The organism is Sphingomonas sp. Leaf30 (assembly GCF_001422525.1).
Classification (GTDB): domain Bacteria; phylum Pseudomonadota; class Alphaproteobacteria; order Sphingomonadales; family Sphingomonadaceae; genus Sphingomonas; species Sphingomonas aerolata.
The window spans coordinates 1,074,677-1,094,167 of record NZ_LMKZ01000001.1 but is presented as its reverse complement, the minus strand read 5'-3'; the positions used below and the strand labels follow the sequence as shown (position 1 = coordinate 1,094,167).

The 19,491-nt window shown below is 66.8% G+C and carries 18 protein-coding genes; 10 read left to right on the top strand and 8 right to left on the bottom strand.

Features of this window, described 5'->3' with window-relative positions:
* Nucleotides 1-50: 50 nt before the first annotated feature.
* The 3 genes from ASE89_RS05090 to thiS form a co-directional block, all read right to left on the bottom strand.
* Complete coding sequence (locus ASE89_RS05090; RefSeq protein WP_037527683.1) at nucleotides 51-713, bottom strand: HAD-IA family hydrolase; 663 nt, start codon at nucleotides 711-713, stop codon at nucleotides 51-53.
* A gap of 141 nt (nucleotides 714-854) precedes the next feature.
* Nucleotides 855-1,037 (bottom strand): CsbD family protein, encoded by a 183-nt coding sequence (locus ASE89_RS05085; RefSeq protein WP_031394577.1) that lies wholly within the window; start codon nucleotides 1,035-1,037, stop codon nucleotides 855-857.
* Between the two features lie 105 nt (nucleotides 1,038-1,142).
* The gene (gene thiS, locus ASE89_RS05080) at nucleotides 1,143-2,150 is read right to left on the bottom strand and encodes a sulfur carrier protein ThiS (protein ID WP_082451236.1); all 1,008 of its coding nucleotides are present in this window, start codon (nucleotides 2,148-2,150) and stop codon (nucleotides 1,143-1,145) included.
* 142 nt (nucleotides 2,151-2,292) lie between these two features.
* Between thiS and aroQ the strand changes: the two genes are divergently transcribed.
* The 6 genes from aroQ to glnA all read left to right on the top strand — a co-directional run bounded on the left by aroQ (nucleotide 2,293) and on the right by glnA (nucleotide 7,071).
* Complete coding sequence (aroQ, locus tag ASE89_RS05075) at nucleotides 2,293-2,751, top strand: type II 3-dehydroquinate dehydratase (protein WP_056674608.1); 459 nt, start codon at nucleotides 2,293-2,295, stop codon at nucleotides 2,749-2,751.
* Nucleotides 2,752-2,765: 14 nt separating this feature from the next.
* Nucleotides 2,766-3,254 (top strand): acetyl-CoA carboxylase biotin carboxyl carrier protein, encoded by a 489-nt coding sequence (gene accB, locus ASE89_RS05070; protein WP_037527677.1) that lies wholly within the window; start codon nucleotides 2,766-2,768, stop codon nucleotides 3,252-3,254.
* On the top strand, nucleotides 3,254-4,606 hold the full coding sequence (accC, locus tag ASE89_RS05065) for an acetyl-CoA carboxylase biotin carboxylase subunit (protein WP_056674606.1): 1,353 nt from the start codon (nucleotides 3,254-3,256) through the stop codon (nucleotides 4,604-4,606). The genes accB and accC overlap by 1 nt, the downstream gene beginning before the upstream one ends.
* A 101-nt stretch (nucleotides 4,607-4,707) precedes the next feature.
* Entirely contained in the window at nucleotides 4,708-5,043 is a 336-nt protein-coding gene (locus ASE89_RS05060) for an arsenate reductase family protein (RefSeq protein WP_056674604.1), read from the top strand.
* Between the two features lie 156 nt (nucleotides 5,044-5,199).
* On the top strand, nucleotides 5,200-5,538 hold the full coding sequence (locus ASE89_RS05055) for a P-II family nitrogen regulator (RefSeq protein ID WP_031394505.1): 339 nt from the start codon (nucleotides 5,200-5,202) through the stop codon (nucleotides 5,536-5,538).
* A gap of 120 nt (nucleotides 5,539-5,658) precedes the next feature.
* Nucleotides 5,659-7,071, top strand: coding sequence for a type I glutamate--ammonia ligase (gene glnA, locus ASE89_RS05050; RefSeq protein ID WP_056674602.1), 1,413 nt, complete (start codon nucleotides 5,659-5,661; stop codon nucleotides 7,069-7,071).
* Nucleotides 7,072-7,328: 257 nt separating this feature from the next.
* Here glnA and ASE89_RS05045 read toward each other — a convergent pair whose 3' ends face one another.
* Nucleotides 7,329-8,294, bottom strand: coding sequence for a quinone oxidoreductase family protein (locus ASE89_RS05045; protein ID WP_056674600.1), 966 nt, complete (start codon nucleotides 8,292-8,294; stop codon nucleotides 7,329-7,331).
* A 104-nt stretch (nucleotides 8,295-8,398) separates the two neighbouring features.
* On the opposite strand from ASE89_RS05045, the gene ASE89_RS05040 reads away from it, so the two are divergent.
* A complete protein-coding gene (locus tag ASE89_RS05040; protein ID WP_056675373.1) occupies nucleotides 8,399-9,823 on the top strand; it encodes an aldehyde dehydrogenase family protein in 1,425 nt (474 codons plus the stop codon).
* A gap of 34 nt (nucleotides 9,824-9,857) precedes the next feature.
* On the opposite strand, the gene ASE89_RS05035 is transcribed toward ASE89_RS05040, so the two are convergent.
* The 3 genes from ASE89_RS05035 to ASE89_RS05025 all read right to left on the bottom strand — a co-directional run bounded on the left by ASE89_RS05035 (nucleotide 9,858) and on the right by ASE89_RS05025 (nucleotide 17,861).
* On the bottom strand, nucleotides 9,858-11,633 hold the full coding sequence (locus ASE89_RS05035) for an SLC13 family permease (RefSeq protein WP_056674595.1): 1,776 nt from the start codon (nucleotides 11,631-11,633) through the stop codon (nucleotides 9,858-9,860).
* Between the two features lie 85 nt (nucleotides 11,634-11,718).
* Nucleotides 11,719-15,882: a translocation/assembly module TamB domain-containing protein gene (locus ASE89_RS05030; RefSeq protein ID WP_082451235.1), complete on the bottom strand. Its 4,164-nt coding sequence runs from the start codon at nucleotides 15,880-15,882 to the stop codon at nucleotides 11,719-11,721.
* Complete coding sequence (locus ASE89_RS05025) at nucleotides 15,879-17,861, bottom strand: autotransporter assembly complex protein TamA (RefSeq protein WP_056674593.1); 1,983 nt, start codon at nucleotides 17,859-17,861, stop codon at nucleotides 15,879-15,881. Before ASE89_RS05025 ends, ASE89_RS05030 begins: the two co-directional genes overlap by 4 nt.
* 173 nt (nucleotides 17,862-18,034) lie before the next feature.
* On the opposite strand from ASE89_RS05025, the gene ASE89_RS20750 reads away from it, so the two are divergent.
* Nucleotides 18,035-18,202, top strand: coding sequence for a hypothetical protein (locus ASE89_RS20750; protein ID WP_168427563.1), 168 nt, complete (start codon nucleotides 18,035-18,037; stop codon nucleotides 18,200-18,202).
* Here ASE89_RS20750 and ASE89_RS05015 read toward each other — a convergent pair.
* Nucleotides 18,199-18,831 carry a S24 family peptidase gene (locus ASE89_RS05015; protein ID WP_056674588.1) on the bottom strand — a complete coding sequence of 211 codons (633 nt, stop codon included), beginning with the start codon at nucleotides 18,829-18,831 and terminating at the stop codon, nucleotides 18,199-18,201. The genes ASE89_RS20750 and ASE89_RS05015 overlap by 4 nt on opposite strands.
* Nucleotides 18,832-18,921: 90 nt before the next feature.
* Between ASE89_RS05015 and ASE89_RS05010 the strand changes: the two genes are divergently transcribed.
* Together ASE89_RS05010 and ASE89_RS05005 are read left to right on the top strand one after the other, a co-directional pair.
* Nucleotides 18,922-19,110: a hypothetical protein gene (locus tag ASE89_RS05010; RefSeq protein ID WP_031438885.1), complete on the top strand. Its 189-nt coding sequence runs from the start codon at nucleotides 18,922-18,924 to the stop codon at nucleotides 19,108-19,110.
* Nucleotides 19,107-19,433: a hypothetical protein gene (locus tag ASE89_RS05005; RefSeq protein ID WP_156363276.1), complete on the top strand. Its 327-nt coding sequence runs from the start codon at nucleotides 19,107-19,109 to the stop codon at nucleotides 19,431-19,433. Before ASE89_RS05010 ends, ASE89_RS05005 begins: the two co-directional genes overlap by 4 nt.
* The last annotated feature ends 58 nt before the right edge of the window (nucleotides 19,434-19,491 follow it).

Sequence of the window (19,491 nt, the reverse complement as noted above, 5' to 3'; positions counted from 1 at the left end):
CGGATAGTTACCCGTCATGCGGCCGGACCGACGATGTCATGATCCAGCCCTTATTCGCGGCCAAGCCGCCAGCGACCAAGACCGTCGGCCGTAAGCTCAACACCGTCATAATCCACAATCGCATGCCGCGCTGCGTCCACGCGGTGGTCGCGGCCATGCGTTGCCGTGATGACGACGACATCGGATCCCGCGGCATCGGCTGCCGCAATACCTGCCGGTGCATCCTCGAAGACAAGACAGTCGGATGCTGGTACACCCAGACGCTCGGCGGCCAGCAGGAAACAATCGGGCGCGGGCTTGCCGTTCGCGACGTCCTCGGCCGCGATGAACTGCGCCGGGATCGCCAGACCCGCGGCAGCAAGACGCCGCTCGGCCAGCGCGCGCGGTGCCGAGGTCACGATCGTCCAGCGCCCAGCCGGCAGTGTCGCGAGGAAATCAGCCGCACCACGGATCGGGGTAATGTCCCCGACATCCTCCATCTCGGCGGCAGTGATCGCAGCCGCTTCGACGACCGGGTCGACGCCGGGCAGACCCAGCCGCCGAACCGTCTCGACCGATTGAACGCCGTGAATCGTCGGCAGGAAGGTCGCGACATCCAGGCCGTGCGCGATCGCCCATGCCGTCCAGGTCCGCTCGGCAGATGCGATCGACGTCAGGATCGTTCCGTCCATGTCGAACAGGAAGGCGGCGTAGCTGCGGGTCGGCAGGGTCATGGCGTATCTCGCTTGATCATTTGGCTGTCCTGATGTGCAGCGACACCATTACCAGGTCCCGCGCGGCGCGCGACGGCGACGCCAAAGAAAAGGCCGCCTCGGTTTCCCGAAGCGGCCATATTCCTGTCATCAAGCCTAAGCTTAGATGTCGTCGCCGAGTGCGCCCTTGACGCTGCCCTTAACGTTCTGCGCAGTGCCCTTGGCCTGCTGTGCTTCGCCTTCTGCGACCATACGGTCGTTGTCGGTTGCCTTGCCCACGGCTTCCTTGACGTTGCCTGCGACTTTGTTGCCTGCGGCCGCGACCTTATCGGTGAATTCGCCCATGAGAGCCTCCACTATGTTGTGCGATACGCCAATCGTACCGCTCTGAACTTGTGAGACTATAACGGCCGTCTTTATCGAGGGTTCCGTGACGTTTGCGTCATGGTGTCAGATCAGGCCGGCAAGCGGGCTCGAGGGATCGGCATAACGCCGCTGCCCCATCCGCCCCGCGCGATAGGCAAGCCGCCCCGATTCGACTGCGGATTTCATCGCCGCCGCCATCATCAGCGGATCCTTCGCCTCGGCGATCGCGGTGTTCATCAGCACGCCGTCGCAGCCAAGCTCCATCGCCACCGCCGCATCCGATGCCGTGCCGACGCCCGCATCGACAAGCACGGGCACCCCTGCCCCCTCGACGATCAGCCGGATCGTCACGCGGTTCTGGATACCCAGACCCGAGCCGATCGGCGCGCCCAGCGGCATGATCGCGACCGCGCCCGCATTCTCAAGCCGCTTGGTAGCGATCGGATCATCGACGCAATAGACCATCGGCTTGAAGCCCTCGTTCGCCAGGATCTCGGTCGCGCGCAGCGTTTCGACCATGTCGGGATAAAGCGTCTTCGCCTCGCCGAGCACCTCGAGCTTCACCAGCTCCCAGCCGCCCGCCTCGCGTGCCAGCCGCAGCGTCCGGATCGCCGATTCGGCATCGAAACAGCCCGCGGTGTTGGGCAGGTAGGTGATTTTTTTCGGGTCGATGAAGTCGGTCAGCATCGGCGCATTGCGATCCGACACGTTGACGCGGCGCACCGCGACGGTGACGATCTCTGCCCCCGAGGCCTCGACCGCGGCGGCGTTCTGCGCGAAGTCCTTGTACTTGCCGGTGCCGACGATCAGTCGCGAGCGGAAGGTGCGGCCGGCGACCGTCCAGCTGTCGGTGTCGATCGCCGCGGCATGATCACCGCCGCCGACGAAGTGCACGATCTCGAGGTCGTCGCCATCCTCGACCATCACGTCCGCCAGCGTCGAACGCGGCACCACCTCCATATTGCGTTCGACCGCGATCTTTTCGGGGATGAGGCCCAGCTCGGTCGCGAGCCCTGCAAGGCTGAGGCCGGTGGAAACACGCTTGTGCTCGCCGTTCACGGTGATCGAGACGGTGCCGTCGGAGTGGGGCATGCAGAGTTTTCCGTTCGTTTCGACCGAAGTCGGGAAACCACCCGTCCGCTGCCGGTCTCATGTCTCGACTTCGCTCGACACGAACGGGTAAGGGGGGTGCATATAGAGGGTGGTTTGCCGCCCCTGCAACCAGGAGCAGCCTTTGCCCGCGACAGTCCCTGCCACCGTCCCTGCGACAATCTTCGTCCTGAACGGCCCCAACCTCAACCTGCTGGGGACGCGCGAGCCGGAGATTTACGGCGACGAGACGCTCGACGACATCGCCGGCCAGCTTGAGGATCGCGCGCGCGAACTCGACCTGACGATCGACATGCGCCAGTCGAATCACGAAGGGCACCTCGTCGACTGGATCCAGGAGGCGCAGGCGCGCGGCGCGAAGGCCGTCATCCTCAATGCCGGCGCATTCACGCATACTTCGGTCGCGGTCCAGGACGCGATCAAGGGCGTGAAGACGCCGGTGATCGAAGTCCATCTTTCCAATCCCCACGCCCGCGAATCGTTCAGGCACATCAGCCTGGTCGGACAGGCGGCGAAGGGCACGATCGCGGGTTTCGGCGCGCTTTCGTATCTGCTCGCGCTTGAAGCCGTCGCACGGTTCTGACAGGAGGCCCCGCCATGACCGATACACCAGAAACAACAGGCGCAATGCAGGTCGATGTGACCCTGGTGCGCCAGCTCGCCGAACTGCTCGACACCACGCAGCTGACCGAGATCGAAGTCGAGGACGGCTCGCGCCGGATCCGCGTCGCACGCAAGGCAGCGCAGGCCGCGCCAGTCGCGCACTATGCCCCCGCCCCTGCGGCGCCCGCCGTCTCCGCACCGCTGGCGATCCCGCAGGCCGAGGTCGGCGCGTCCGCCCCGGCGATCAGCGCGAGCGCGGTCAAGTCGCCGATGGTCGGCACCGTCTATCTGGCCGCCAACCCCGAAGCGAAACCGTTCTCGACCGTCGGCCAGAAGGTCAATGCGGGTGACACGCTGCTGATCATCGAGGCGATGAAGGTGATGAACACGATCGTCGCGCCCTCGGCCGGCACCGTCACCGCGATCCTCGTCGAGAACGGCCAGCCGGTCGAATTCGACCAGCCGCTGGTCGTGGTCGAATAATGAAGCAAATCAAGAAGCTGCTCATTGCGAACCGCGGCGAGATCGCGCTGCGGATCCACCGCGCCTGCCATGAGATGGGCATCAAGACGGTGGCGGTCCATTCGACCGCCGACGCCGACGCGATGCACGTGCGGCTCGCGGACGAGGCGATCTGCATCGGACCGCCGTCGGCGACCGACAGCTATCTGAACATCCCCAACATCATCTCCGCCGCCGAGATCAGCGGCGCGGATGCGATCCATCCGGGCTACGGCTTTCTCAGCGAGAATGCGCAGTTTGCCGAGATCGTCGAGCTGCACAACATCCTGTTCGTCGGCCCGAAGCCCGAGCACATCCGCACGATGGGCGACAAGGTCCAGGCCAAGCGCACCGCAGGTGCGCTCGGGCTGCCGCTCGTCCCCGGTTCGGACGGCGCGATCAGCGACATCGCCGAGGCCAAGCGGATCGCCGACGAGATCGGCTATCCGGTGATCATCAAGGCGGCCTCCGGCGGCGGCGGTCGCGGCATGAAGGTCGTCACCGACGCCGAAGACCTCGAAACGCAGATGCAGCAGGCCGGCAGCGAGGCGAAGGCTGCGTTCGGCGACGCCACCGTCTACATGGAAAAATACCTCGGCAACCCGCGGCATATCGAATTCCAGATTTTCGGTGACGGCGAGGGCAACGCGATCCATCTCGGCGAGCGCGACTGCTCGCTCCAGCGCCGCCACCAGAAGGTGCTCGAGGAAGCCCCCTCGCCGATCATCACCGCAGAAGAGCGCGAGCGGATGGGCGGCATCGTCGCCAAGGCGATGGCTGACATGGGCTATCGCGGCGCGGGGACGATCGAGTTCCTGTGGGAAGCAGGCGAATTCTACTTCATCGAGATGAACACCCGGCTTCAGGTCGAGCATCCGGTGACCGAGATGATCACCGGCCTCGATCTCGTGCGCGAACAGATCCGCATCGCCGAGGGGCATCCGCTGACGCTGCGCCAGGAAGATGTGCAGTTCCGCGGCCATGCGATCGAATGCCGCATCAATGCCGAGGATCCGCGCACCTTCACGCCGTCGCCGGGGCTGGTGAAGCTCTATCATGCGCCCGGCGGGATGCATGTCCGCGTCGATAGCGGGCTCTATGCCGGCTACCGTGTGCCGCCTTATTACGACTCGATGGTCGCCAAGCTGATCGTCTATGGCGCGACGCGTCAGGGCGCGCTGCGACGGTTGCGGCGTGCGCTTGAGGAGATGGTGATCGAGGGCGTCACGACGACGATTCCCCTGCACCGTGCACTGCTCGACGATCCTGAATTCCAGGAAGGCGCGTACACGATCAAGTGGCTGGAAGAGTGGCTCGCCAAGCAGGGGGCGTAACACTCCTGCCACTTAGAATGTTCTCCCGCGAAGGCGGGAGAACAAGAACTGGGCGGGACACATGGTCTGGCCGAGGCCAGTCCAATGACGACGGAGCATTCGTGAAGGCGACGATCTACCACAACCCGAAATGCTCCAAGTCGCGCGAGGCGCTCGCGCTGTTGCAAGAGGCCGGCGCGGACGTTACGATCGTTGAATATCTGAAGACTCCCCCGTCGCGCGCCGAACTCGTCCGTCTCTACGACCGCGCAGGCATGACGCCGCGCCAGGGTCTGCGCATGGCAGAAGACGGCGCGAAGGCGGTCAAGCATGGCGACGCCGAAGCGATCCTCGACGCGATGATGATCGATCCGCTGCTGATCGAGCGTCCGCTGGTCGAGACCGACAAGGGCGTACGCCTCGGACGGCCCATCGCGCGGCTGCACGAAATTCTGTGATCGCTGCCCCCGCATCGTGCACATCCCTTCCGGATGCTGTATTTTCGGGCAGGGTTTACGGGTGAATCGGCCGTTGCCCGAAGTGGCGACAACTGGCACGTTTGGTGCAATGCGCCCTGTAGGGCGTTGGTTTCAACGACAATCGGGGGCGTACCTGTGAAAAAGATCGAAGCCATCATCAAGCCGTTCAAGCTTGATGAGGTGAAGGAAGCGCTGCACGAGATCGGCGTAAGCGGTATTACCGTGACCGAGGCCAAGGGCTTTGGCCGGCAGAAGGGCCATACCGAGCTGTATCGTGGCGCCGAATATGTCGTCGACTTCCTGCCCAAGGTGAAACTCGAGGTCGTCGTCGCGGATGGTCTGGCACAACGCGTCGTCGAGGCGATCGCTGCGGCCGCGCAGACTGGCCGGATCGGCGACGGCAAGATCTTCGTCATTCCCGTCGAAAGTGCGCTGCGTATCCGCACCGGCGAGCGCGACGACGACGCGATTTAACGGCCTTACTGACACCGACTTCATTTGACGCGGCGCAACAATCTGTGGAATTAGCGCGCTGCGCCGCACTATCATTTCCGGCATATCTGCCGACCTATCGAGCAAAGAGGGCTTAGCATCATGGCAAATTCGGCCAACGACGTCCTGAAGATGATCAAGGACCAGGAGATCGAGTGGGTCGATCTGCGCTTCACCGATCCCAAGGGAAAGTGGCAGCATCTCACGATGGTCGCCAGCCTGATCGGCGAAGACGAGCTGACCGACGGCCTGATGTTCGACGGCTCGTCGATCGAGGGCTGGAAGGCGATCAACGAGAGCGACATGACGCTCAAGCCCGATCTCGACGCGGTCTATGTCGATCCGTTCTCGGCGACGCCGATGATGATCCTGATCTGCGACATCGCCGATCCGTCGACCGGCGAGCTCTACGCCCGCGATCCACGCTCGACCGCCAAGCGCGCCGAGGCGTATCTGCTGACGACCGGCGTCGGCGACACCGTCTATGTCGGCCCCGAGGCCGAATTCTTCATGTTCGACGACGTCCGGTTCGAGAACAGCTATTCGACCAGCTATTACAAGATCGACGACATCGAACTGCCGGGCAATTCGGGCCGCGAATATGAGGGCGGCAATCTCGGCCACCGTCCACGCGCCAAGGGCGGCTATTTCCCGGTCGCGCCGGTCGACAGCGCCGTCGACATCCGCGGCGAGATGGTCTCGACGATGATCGAAATGGGCCTGCCTTGCGACAAGCATCACCACGAGGTCGCGGCCGCACAGCATGAGCTGGGCCTGACCTTCGGCACGCTGACGCAGACCGCGGATCGCATGCAGATCTACAAGTACGTCGTCCACCAGGTCGCGCACGCATATGGCAAGACGGCAACGTTCATGCCCAAGCCGATCAAGGAGGACAACGGTTCGGGGATGCACACGCACTTCTCGATCTGGGAAGGCAAGACCCCGCTGTTCGCGGGCAACGGCTATGCGGGCCTCAGCGACATGTGCCTGTATTTCATCGGCGGCATCATCAAGCATGCCAAGGCGGTCAACGCGTTCACCAACCCGACGACCAACAGCTACAAGCGCCTCGTCCCCGGCTACGAGGCGCCCGTGCTGCTCGCCTATTCGGCGCGCAACCGCTCGGCCTCGTGCCGCATTCCCTACGGCACCGGCCCCAAGGCTAAGCGTGTCGAAGTGCGCTTCCCCGATGCGCTGGCCAACCCGTATCTCGCTTATGCGGCGCTGATGATGGCAGGCATGGACGGCATCCTGAACAAGATCCATCCGGGCGAAGCGATGGACAAGAACCTGTACGACCTGCCGCCCGCAGAACTCGCCCAGGTTCCAACCGTCGCGGGGTCTCTCCGCGAGGCGCTCGACTGCCTGCTCGCCGATCACGACTTCCTGCTGAAGGGCGACGTCTTCTCGAAGGATCAGATCGAGAGCTATGTCGAGATCAAGCGTGCCGAAGTTGCGCGTTGGGAGATGACGCCGAGCCCGGTCGAGTATGACATGTACTACAGCGGCTAATCTGCCGGGCCGGCAGCTTAGCCGCTGTCGGCCGGCGTCGCCTATGGCGACGACTGACGACGTGGCTTCGCCACGGCGCTGACGGTAAAAAGGGCGCCCGGAGCAATCCGGGCGCCCTTTCTTCGTTTGAGCATCCCGCGATTTCTGCCCTGCACGGGATGATCAAATTGCGTTCTGCTCTATGCCCATGTGTCCCCGCGAAGGCGGGGACACAGTCTGGGCTCCCGCCTTCGCGGGAGACCATGACTTCAGCGCGCTCAGGCCAGCAGCACGCTGCTCCCGAACGTCTCTCCTGCCTCGAGCGCCCGGTGCGCATCCGCCGCGTCTTCCAGCGCAAAGGTCTGGCCGATCTCCGGCTTGAACGCGCCCTGCTCGAGCATCGCGAACACCCGATCGACCATCGCCTGCCGGTGCTCGGCATAATCAAACAGCGTCGGGCGCGTCACGAACAGCGACCCCTTGGCGGCCAGTACGCCGAGATTGACGCCATCGACCACGCCGCCTGCATTGCCGAAGCTGACGATAAGACCCCGCTTCGCCGCACTGTCGAGTGACGCCTGCCATGTCGCGCCGCCAACGCCGTCGAGCACCACGGGCACGCCCTTCCCGCCGGTGATCTCGCGCACCCGCGCCGCGATGTCCTCGGACCGGTGGAGAATGACGTGATCGGCCCCCGCCTTGCGCGTCCGCTCGGCCTTTGCCTCGCTGCCGACGCTGGCGATCACGGTCGCGCCGATCGCCTTCAGCCAGCCGACCAGGATATGCCCGACCCCGCCTGCGGCGGCATGGACAAGCACCGTCTGCCCCGCCTCGACGCACGCGCAACGTTCGATCAGGAACTCCGCAGTGCAGCCTTTGAGCAGGATCGCCGCGGCGGTGCGGTCGTCGAGCGTGTCGGGCAGGTGGAAAAGCTCGCCCGCGGGCACGGTGCGCTCGGTGGCGTAGGCGCCGCGGGTCGGGCCGAAGGTGCCGACGCGGTCGCCCGCGGCAAAGCCCGTCACCCCTTCGCCCACCGCCATCACCACGCCGACCGCCTCGCTGCCGAGCCCTGAGGGCAACGCTACCGGATAGACGCCGCTGCGGTGATAGGTGTCGATATAGTTCAGCCCGACCGCGGTGTTGCGCATCCACACCTCGCCCTTGCCCGGCGCGGGCAGGTCGACGTCGTCCCACTGGATCACCTCGGGGCCACCGGTCGTCCTGATTGTCGCTACGCGTGCCATGCCCGTCTCCTGTTGGTCATGACCCTAACTAGGCTCCGCGTTTCGGGTTGCAACCGATCCGCCCGACGCCCATTCCTCTGCAAAACACGATGCGGAGAGGCATGATGAAGAGCTATCTGAAGCAGTATATCGACGGCGCCTGGGTCGACAGCGACGGCGGCCGAATCCACCAGGTCATCGACCCCTCGACCGAACAGCCCTGTACCGAGATCACGCTCGGCACCGCGGCCGATGTCGACAAGGCGGTCGCCGCCGCCCGCGCCGCGTTCGAAAGCTGGAGCCAGACGAGCGTGCAGGAGCGGCTCGACGTGCTCGGCCGAATCATGACCGAGTACAAGGCGCGCATGCCCGATCTGGCCAAGGCGATGTCGCAGGAAATGGGCGCGCCGATGGCGCTCGCATCGGTGGCACAGGCGCCGACCGGCCTCGCGCATTTCTCCGCGACCGCCAAGGCGCTGGCGGCGTTCGAATTCTCCGAAGTCATCGGCAAGGCGACCGTCGTGCACGAACCGCTCGGCGTCGTCGCGATGATCACGCCCTGGAACTGGCCGCTCAACCAGATCTGCGCCAAGGTCGCGCCAGCGCTGGCGGCGGGCGACACGATGATCCTGAAGCCGTCCGAGGAGGCGCCCTCCTGCGCAATCATCCTCGCCGAGATCATGGATGCCGCGGGCGTCCCGGCGGGAGTGTTCAACCTCGTCAACGGCGATGGCCCCGGCGTCGGCGTGGCGCTGTCGAGCCACCGCGACGTCGACATGGTCAGCTTCACCGGCTCGACCCGCGCGGGCATCGCGGTCGCGCAGGCCGCCGCTCCGACGGTCAAGCGCGTCCATCAGGAACTTGGCGGCAAGGCGGCCAACCTCGTACTTGAAGGCGCGGACCTTGCCAAAGTGCTGCCGCCGACGGTGGCGGGCGTGCTCGCCAATTCGGGGCAGAGCTGCATCGCGCCGACCCGGCTGCTGGTCCATGCCAGCCAGGTCGCCGAGGCCACCGCGATCGTCAAGACGATGATGGAGCAGACCAAAGTGGGCGACCCTGCCGAAATGGGCCAGCATATCGGCCCCGTCGTCAACAAGGCGCAGTTCGACAAGATCCAGGGGCTGATCCAGTCGGCGATCGACGAGGGTGCGACGCTGGTCACGGGCGGCGTGGGGCGTCCCGACGGGCGCAACGCGGGCTATTATATCCAGCCGACCTTGTTCACCGATGTCCGCCCCGACATGCGGATCGCGCAGGAGGAGACGTTCGGCCCGGTCGCGACGATCACCGCCTACGCCAACCAGGAGGAGGGCATCCGCATCGCCAACGCGACCGAATACGGGCTGTCTGCAACGATCTCGGGCGACCCGGCCGCCGCAGCGAAAGTGGCGCCAAAGCTGCGCGCTGGGCTGGTCACGATCAATTCGTGGAGCCCCGACATCGGCGCGCCGTTCGGCGGCTACAAGCAATCGGGCAATGGCCGCGAGAATGGCCGCTACGGGCTGACCGACTTCATGGAAGTGAAGACTGTGGTGGGCCTGCCCGGCTGATGCCACCGACGCCCCCTCCCCCGCGGGAGGGGGCTCAGTGCATCGGCCATACCGCGACGATCAGCGGCGTGCCGACCAACAGCACCAGCAGCGACAGTGGCGCGCCGAGCCGGGCGTAATCGCTGAACTTGTAGCCGCCCGGCCCCATCACCAGCGTGTTGCACTGATGGCCGATCGGCGTGAGGAAGTCGCACCCCGCCCCGACCGCGGTCGCCATCAGGAACGCCTCGGGCCGATAGCCGAGGTCGCCTGCAAAGGTCGCCGCGATGGGCGCCATCACCAGCACGGTCGCAGCATTGTTCAGGAAGGGCGTGACCGCCATCGCCGCGGCCAGGATCAGCGCGACCGCCCCCCAGGGCGGCAGCGTCGATGCGGTCGCGGACAGCCACGTCGCGATGACATCCGATGCGCCGGTGGTACGAAGCGAATCGCTGACCGGAATCAACGCGCCGAGCATGATCAGGATGGGCCATTCGACATGGTCATAGGCCTCGCGCACCGGCAGCACGCCGGTCGCCATGATCAGCCCCGCCGCCGCGAAGAACGCCACCGCCACGGGCACGAACCCCATCGCCGTTGCCCCCATCGCGACGCCGAGGATACCGATCGGCAGCCAGCTGCGCTTCGACACGCCAAGCCGCATCTCGCGCTGTGCCAGCGGCAGGCAGCCGAGGTCGCGCAACTTGCCGGGCAGCTGTTCGAGCGGCCCCTGCAGCACCAGCACGTCACCCGCGCGCAGCTCGATATTCGCCAGTCGGCGCGACAGATGCTCGCCCTGTCGCGAGATCGCGATCAGATTGACCCCGAACCGCGCCTGCAGCGCAAGCCGCGCCGCGGTCCGGCCCGCCAGCGGCGACCCGACATTGACGACCGCCTCGATCACGCCGACTTCATCGTCGTCCGCCTGATCCGCCTTTTCGCGGTCCTCGCCTTCAAGCTTCAGCCGGTCGCGCGCGATCACGCGTTCGAGCGCATCGGGTTCGCCGCCGAGGATCAGTACGTCGCCCGCCCTCAGGTGCGTATGCTCGTTCGGCGCGCTGCGCATGCCCGCACGCAGGATCCGCGTGATCGACACCTCGCCGTCGTGCCGTGCGAGAAAATCCTCGACCGACTCGTCGACCGCGGGGGACGTCTCGGTGATCGCGGCTTCGGTGATATACCCCTTGATGTCGAGCGCCTCGCCCATCGTCGGCGCAGCCCGCCGGTCGCGCGGCAGCAGGCGATAGGCGAAGCGCAGATAGATCAGCCCCATCACCGTCAGCCCGAGCCCGACCGGGGTATAATCGAACATCCCGAACGGCTGCCCGGTCATCTGCTCGCGGACGCGGCTGACGATGATGTTGGGCGAGGTGCCGACGAGCGTGATAAGACCGCCGAGCAGCGACGCGGTCGCCATCGGCATCAGGAACACCGATGGCGAGGTGTTGTTCTTCTTCGCCATCTGGAACGCGGCAGGCATCAGCATCGCCAGCGCGCCGATATTCTTGACCAGCGCAGACGAGAACCCCACCGACGCCGTCAGCACGACAAGCTGCGACCGCACCCGCGTGACCCGCTTTGCAAGCTTCGCCAGCGCCAGTTCGATCACCCCCGAGCGCTGGACCGCCGCCGAGATGACGAGCGCCGAACCGACGATGATGACGATGTCGTCGGAAAAGCCCTTGAAGGCATCCTTCGGGCTGACAATCCCCAGCGCAATGCTCGCGAGCAGGGCCAGGATCGCGGTGACGTCATAGCGAAACCGTCCCCAGATGAAGAGCATCATCATGCCGATGAGCGTGGCGATCGAAAGGGATTGGGGAAGGGTCATCTGGCCTCGATATGTGACTGCCGATCAACCATGGCCGAAAGCGCTGGTTCCCACGACAAGGGGTCCTCCGGCGTTTGCCGCCGGTTCAATAGTCCTTCGAAATGCGGACGTTCGCACTCTGCCTGCCAAGCGTGGAGATGCTCGACAGCAGCGACAGCCAGCGCGTCACCTGGAACTCGACCTGCGTCGCGCTATAGCCCTGGCCGTCGGTGACGATCTCCGCATAGAGCCGCCGCGTCACATATTTGCCCGCGGCGATCGACGTGCCCTGCCCCGTCTGCGGGTCGGCAGGCAGGATGCGCAACCGGTCGAGACCCGCGGCACGCCGCACCGCGTTGATCGGGTTGATCCCGTTGCCGCCGTCCTGCAACGCCGCCACCGCCGCCGCGAGCTGCAGGGCCTCGGGCGCGGACAGGTTGGTGATCGACGTCCCGAACAGCAGGCGCGAGAGCAGCTCGTCCTGCGGCAGCGCAGGCGTGCTGGTGAACCCGATCTCGGGCTTGAGCGCATAGCCCGTGACGCGGATCGAGGCGTTAAGCCCGGTCGAGTCCGCATTCGCCTCGATGTCGAGCGCGGGATTGGCGGGGACGCCGCCATCGAACCGGATGACGCCGCGCGCCAGTTCGAATTCGCGCCCGGCAAATTCGTAATCGCCACGGATCAGCGTCGCACGTCCCGTGATCGCGGGGTTCTGCGGTTCGCCGGCGATCTGGAGATTGGCGGACCATTCGCTCGTCAGCCCCAGTCCGCTGACCATGACCTGGTTCAGCGCGCGGGCCTTGATCGCCAGCGTCCAGGGGCGCGTCGGCGCAGCCTTTTCCTCCCCGCCCTCGGTCAGGTTGATCTCCCGGATGTTGAGCTGCGGCACCGCGCTCGCCGCGGTCGCCTGGCCTAGCCGGTAGCGGCTCTTGTTCATCACCACGTCGCCTGCGATCACGCCGCCTATCCCGTCCGACGTGAACGTCAGCGGCCCCGTCACCGTCGCACCGATATCGTCGCGATTGATCATCACCGCGTTTGCAGCCTGCAACCGCAGGTCGATGCCGAGCCCGTTCTTGCCTGCGAAATCAAACTGGCCGACCCCCGTCACCCGGCCGCCCTTGCCCGCGTCCGCCGCGAAACGGTCGATCACCAGGCGCGAGCCGCCGAACCGGCCGCTGGCCTGGACGTTCGACAGGATCGTCCCCGTCGTGCCGCTTTCGATGCGAGCGTTGGTTGCACGGACGACGCCGCGGATTACCGGCGCTTCGAGCGTACCGACGACGTCCGCCCCGATCGCGACCGGTCCCGACAGGTCGAACAGCTCGACCCCCGTCAGCCGCCACAGCGTGTCCGCAGGCCCGCTGTAGCGCAGCTGTCCGAACAGCCGCGCGCGCGCGATCCGCGTGGCAAGGTCGCCCTCACCAAGCGGCGCAAGCTGCGCCTGTGCGCGCCCGATCGTCTTGCCACCCGAGGCGATCACCGCACGCAGGCCGAGCTTGTCGGGCGACAGAAGCGCCGCGACCCCGACATCGATCGGCCGCGACGACAGCACCAGCCCCGCACGGCTGAGGCCACGGATTGTCACGTCCGCCTTGCCCGTCGGCGGGTTCCCGCCGCTCGTCGCGACGCTGAACGTCCCCGATGCCAGGCCGCCAAGCCCGAGGCCGGGATAGCCGATGTCGAGGATGGCCAGCGGCATCCGCGTCATGCTCGCGTCGATCGCACTGGTCGATCCGGTGAAGCGTCCGCCGATCTGCGCCTCGCCCCCCGAGAAGCTCAGACGCGTCGGTGCGAGGCGCCAGCCATCGCCGTCGCGGGTCACGATCGCGGGGCTCAGCAGGCGCAGCGGCCGCCGGTCGAGCGTCCCTTGCGCGGCGATGCGATAGCTGTCCGCGGTCACGTCGGTCACGCTCTCGATATCAAATGCGCGTCCGCGCGACCCGGCAATCGACGCCTTGATCTGCCCCACCCCGCCGCGCAGCGACGCGCTGCCCGCCAGCCGCCCGATGCTGAGCGCGCCGCGTTGCAAGCCTGCGCCGGTCGCGGTCGCCTCGATCGAGGTGCCCGCAGGGTCGAGGATCGTGACGAGATCCATATGACCACGCCGCAGCGTCCAGCCGGCGAGCGTCCCTGCGCGCGCATCGAGATGCGCCTCAACGCGCTGATTCTCGCCGACCGGCCGGAAGAGCAGTTCGCCCGACAGACCGCCGCCCGCCACCGCAAGCCGCCCGTTGAAGCCGCCATCGACGATCGCGAGCGTCCCCGTCGCGCGGGTCCCGCTGACGTCCAGCGCGGCGATCGCGATCGTGGCACCGGCGCCGCGCGGCAGGAGAAGCGTACCCGCCGCGGTGAAGGGGCCAAGCCGCGAGCCGCCCGCAGCAGCAAAGGCATAGCCCTGCGCGGTCGGATCGAGATGCGCCCGCACGTTGGTCAGCCCCAGCGCCGGACTGGGGCTGGCGAGGACGAGGTCGAGCGTCGGCCGCTCGATCCTGCCGTCCAGCGTCAGCGTGACCGGACCGTAATTCTTCTGGCGGCCGCCGCCCTCGAACCGGAAGCTGCCGTCGCGCCGTCGGTAGCCGCTGCCGCTCAACCGGATCTGCGGCGCGACGAGGACGAGGTTGTTGAAATGCAGGACTCCGTCCGTCGTCCGTTCGAGATTGGCGGTGAGCCGCGGCAGACCACCTGCGAGACTGCGGAAGAAGGCGTTGTCGAGCCGCAGCACCTGTGCCGCGCCCTGCCCGATAACGCGCGCGCCCTTGCCGTTCGGCCCCGGAACGACGCGCAGCGTCGACGTGACGTCGACGATCCCCAGCCCCGGGATGAGATAGCGACCGAGCCGGCCATTAACCCCGACGTCGAACCGCCCAGTGCGCAGATCGACCCGGATGCCGATCCGTCCGTTGAGCTTGTCGGAGCGCAGCACGAGGTCGTCACCGGTCAACAGCGCAGGCGTGATCCGCAGCCGCCCATCTACCGACAGGTTGCGCAGGATCCCCCCGGCGACATCGCCGACCCCGGTCACGCGGGCGGCGGTGACGCGGATCGGGACGGTGACCGGCGCTGCAGACAATCGCCCTTTGCCAGCGATCCGCACGCGATCGAATCCGGTCTTGTCGAAGGCCAGCCGTGCCGCATCGAGGCGGTAGTCGAGACTGGCGGTCGCGAAGGCACCGTCGAGAATGGCGCGCAGTTCGATGGCGCTGCCCCCCATCGTCCCGATCAGCGCCGTCGGCCGCAGCAGCCGCGCCTTCACGCGGAAATCGCGAAACGCGTTCGCGCCGAGATCGACGATACCCGTCGTGTCGAGCGACAGCGCCGGCGACCGCAGCGACAGCCGCCCGTCGAGCCGGCGTTCGACGAACGTCGCGGCGCCATTGACCAGAACCCGCGGCGTGGTGAGCCGCGCGAGCCGTCCGCTGAGCAGCCCCGAGGGGGCGAGCGTTCCCGACAGCGTATAGCGTCCGCTCGCCTGTGAAAGCGCGAGATCGACCGCGCGTGACGCGCCGACATTACCCTGTGCGCGGCCCGTCCAGCGCGCCCAGCGGCCGTCACCGGTGACGACGAGCGCGACGTTGCTCCGGGCACCGACCATCCGCGCGAGCACCCCGTTCGCCTCACCGCGCGCCGCGACGTCCAGATCGAACCGGTCGCGCGCGGGCTCCGCATCGATCCGCAGCTTGAGCCGATCGCTGCCCGCGACCAGCGCGTTCACATCGACGAGCGCGCGTCCCGAGCGGATATCGGCACGGCCGTCGAGCCGCGCGACGCGGGCGGTGCCGAGCACGCGCGTGTCGAGCAGCAGACGTCCGACCATGAGCCGCCCGATCCGGATGTCGAAATCGGGCAGGATCGGCGTGCGCCTCTTCGACGGTCGGGTGCGCGGGACGTGGAACAGCGTCGCGCGATCGATCGCGAGCCGGCGGATTTCGAGCCGGTTCGAAAACCAGCGGATGGGCGACCAGTCGAGCGCGACACGCGGCGCCTGGAACACGAGCCCGTCGAGATCATAGACGCGCAGATCAGTCAGCCGCGTATCACCATAGAGAGACCCGTCGATCCGCCCGATCGTGAAGCGCAGCCCGTTGGCCGCACGGATCGCGCCGACCCGGTTGGCGACATAGCGGTGGCCGATATCGGTATCGACGATGAGCAGTGCAGCACCCAGGATCGCCACCAGGGCCAGGAATGCCGCCGCAAGCCAGCGCCACCAGCGGCGCCGTGGCACAGGCCGGCCCGGCTCTGTCGCCTCGGTCGCGGCGTCGGTCAAAACGCCTGTCCCAGCGATACATAGACCGCGATCCGGCTGTCGCCCGGTTGCGGGTTGATCGGCGTCCCGACATCGAATCGGATCGGGCCGAAGTTCGAATAATAGCGCACCCCGATCCCCGTGCCATATTGCAGGCCGGTGAATTTGGGCAGCGGCGACGTGTAGATGTTGCCCGCATCGAGGAACGGCACGACCCCGAAATTGCCGAACGCCTTGATCCGCGCCTCGATCGAGAATTCGGTCAAGCTGCGGCCGCCGATCGGGTCGTTGTTCGGATCGCGCGGACCGATCGACTGATAGCCATAGCCGCGTATCGACGCGCCGCCGCCGGCATAGAAACGCCGCGACGGTGCCACCTGGTCGCGCGGCGCGCCGACGATCGTGCCGAGCCGGGTCCGCCCCGCCAGCACGATTCCGTCGCTGACCGTCCTGTACACACTCGCGTCGATCTGCGTCCGGGCGTAGCCGAACACCGATCCCTGGAACGACGCCTCCGGGCTCAGCCGCCCGCCGAGCCGGAACCCGCGCGTCGGGTTGAGCAGATCGTCCGATCCGTCGTAATTCAGCGTGGTCGGCAGCGCGCCGATGAAGAAGGTCCGGCGTCGCGGGTCGCCGGTCGACACGATCACGTCGCGTTCGTCCGACGCGATCAGCTCCGCGCCGAGCGACCAGGTCCAGGTCTTCTGGAAGAAGATGTTCGTCTGACGTTCGATGCTGCCGGCCAGCGTGAAGGTCTTGGCCTCATAGGCATCGCGGTTGATATGCACCGCGGAGACCTGCGCGGTCAGCACGCGATCGCGCGCATGAAAGTTGTTGCGGCGATAGACGATCGCGCCAAGCTGCTCCTGCGTTCCGATGACGCTGCGCAGCGTGAGCGCGCCTTCGGGCGGAAACAGATTGCGATGCGTCCAGCTGACCTCGGCGCGCGCGCCCTCGCCCGTGCCATACCCAAGCTCGCCTGCGACCGTGCGCGGCGGCGCACGGTCGAGCTTCACACCGATATCGACGCTGTCGGCGGTACTACCGGGGATCGGCCTGACCTCGACCGACGACACCAGGCTGGTCTGGACGAGCGCCCGGCGCAGATCGTCCAGCTCGCCCGCATCATAGGGCTGGCCGGGGGAAAACCGCGCGATCTCCTGCACATGGTCCGCATCGAACACGCGGTTGCCGGGCAGCGCGACGATCCGGCCAAAGCGCTTCTGGCCGCCCGGGACGATCGAGAGGTCGAGCGTGGCGGTGCGTGTCGCATGATCGACGACGATCGCCGGATCGCCGACCTTGGCGAAGGGAAAGCCCTCGCGCCCGATCTGAGTCGTCAGCTTCGCCTCGCCCGCGACGATCGCGTCGGAGTTGACCGGGTCGGCAGGCTTGATGCCGAAGGCCTGGGCCAGCGCGGGCGCCTTGTCCCCCGCCGCCGCCAGACCGTCGATCGTCACGCCCGTGAAGGTGTAGCGCGTGCCCGGATCGGCCGAGACGATCACCAGCGGCTTCTGCCCGGGCTCGACCCGGGTGGTGACGCGCGCGTCATAATAGCCCTCGGCGCGCAACAGGCTGTTGAGCAGGTCGCCGTCCTCGCGCGCACGGCGATCGAGCTGCGCTGCGTTGGCGACCTCGCCGTCGTTCGCGTTGAGCGTCGAGAGCTGATCGAACCGCTGTTTCAGCAGCGCATTCTCGATCGAGTCGATCCCTTCCAGCCGCCACGAATAGCGCGTCTCGGTCGTCGCATCGGTGTTGGTCGCGACGGTGACCGGATCATCGGTGGCGGCGGCAAGATCAGGCCAGGCGACGCCGATATCCGGCAGCGGCGCGAGCGGCGACATCGGATCGAGCGACACCGGCGCGTCCGCGGTCGCAGTGCCTTCCTGCGGCGTGGACACCCGTGTCTGCGCGGCGGCGCGGGGGGGCGCCGTCAGCATCGGCACGACAAGGACGGCGGTGGCCGTACCGATCCCGACCCACCCGAAGCGGTACACCATGCTCGCCTCCTAGCCGGGCTTGGCCCCCCGCGACAGTCGTTCGTGACGCATTTTCGCCACGTTTCGTCATGACATCGAAATATCCTGCCGGACAATCAGCGCGTTGCGCGGTGCATCGTCCGCGTCGGCAGCCGGCACTGGCGTCCGCGCGCGCGACGTGGCAGGTGCGGGACATGGCTGACAAACGTCCGACCGCTGCTGGCGGCTTCCTGATCGCACTCGGCATCCTTGGCGGTGCCGGGGTCGGATTTGCGATCGGCCAAGCCACGCCCGGTCTCCTCATCGGCACCGCGATCGGCGTCACCGCCGCGCTGCTCGTCTGGATCCGCGACCGCCGCTAGCTAGGTTCGCGCATCTGCCAGACGACGCGGCCGACAATGTCGACCGGGCCGTCGGGCACCGGCGGCGCTGCAGGATTGTCGCTCGACACGCTGAGCGTCCCATCGCGTAGCGCGACACGCTTGACCATCGTCCGGCCCTCGACCCGGATGACGTAGAGCCGTCCGCGCCCGCCCGGCACCGTGGTCGCCATATCGACGATGATGTGATCGCCATCCTGCAGGCCGGGCTCCATCGATGTTCCCCGGACCCGGATGATCGCCGCCTGCCCGTCGCGCAGCCCGAGCCGCCGCGCCAACGCCGGGTCGATCACATCGGTGCCCAGCAACACCTCGTCATCGACCAGCGCGCCCGGCCCGGCCGACGCATGCACCGCCAGGCGGGCGATCCGGAACCCGGTTCGACTTTCGCCACCCTTCGTTCCGCTCCCGCCGAGCACATGATCCTCAACGCCGAGATACTGCGCGAGCAGGCGGCGATCATCCTCCGCCAGTCGTCGTGGCGACCCGCGCTTCACATACTGCTGCAGATAGGCCGCGTTGCGTCCCAGCATCGCCGACAGGGCCGCCAGACTGTCCCCGCGCGCAGCCGCAAGCCGTGCCAGCGCTGCTCGGGGATCGGGATCGGACATGGTGAGACCATAGCGCAGGAAAAGTCCTAGACAAGTTGGATTTCAAGGAACAGATCGTGAACGGGCGTAGGGAGTCACAAGGAGCAAACGATGTCCGTACTGGTCAAGATTAACCGATATCTGCGGCAGACCGACATGGGGGCGGCGACCTTCGGACGGCGTGCGGTGAATGATTCCCGGCTTGTCGCGGATCTCAGACGCGGTCGCCAGCCACGGGCCGGACTGGTCGCGCGAATCGAGGCGTTCATCGCGAACACGTCCGGGCGCGGCCGGTCGTGAGGATGGACCCCCTGCGCGGCCCCGATGTCGCGACGCGATTGATCCGCGCACTTCACGCCAGTGTCGCCGCATCTGGCACGTCATTCGCGGTGATCGAGACGGTTTCACGCCCATGGGCGAGCGCCACCTTCTCGGGCGAGCAACACCATCTGGTCGTCCTGGCGGATCCCATACCCGGTTTTCGATCCTGGCTTGCCGCCCTGCCCGATACCGAGCTGCCGCTACGGGGGCACATCCTCGCCGATCTCGCGATCGACGCGGTGGAGCAGGTCGGGTCGCGGCTGCGTGTCACCATCGCGGCGTTGACGCTGATCGACGCATAGCCATGCCTTGGGGCTGGACTTTCGGCCTTGGAAACACGAAGTCGGCGGCCAATGAAGG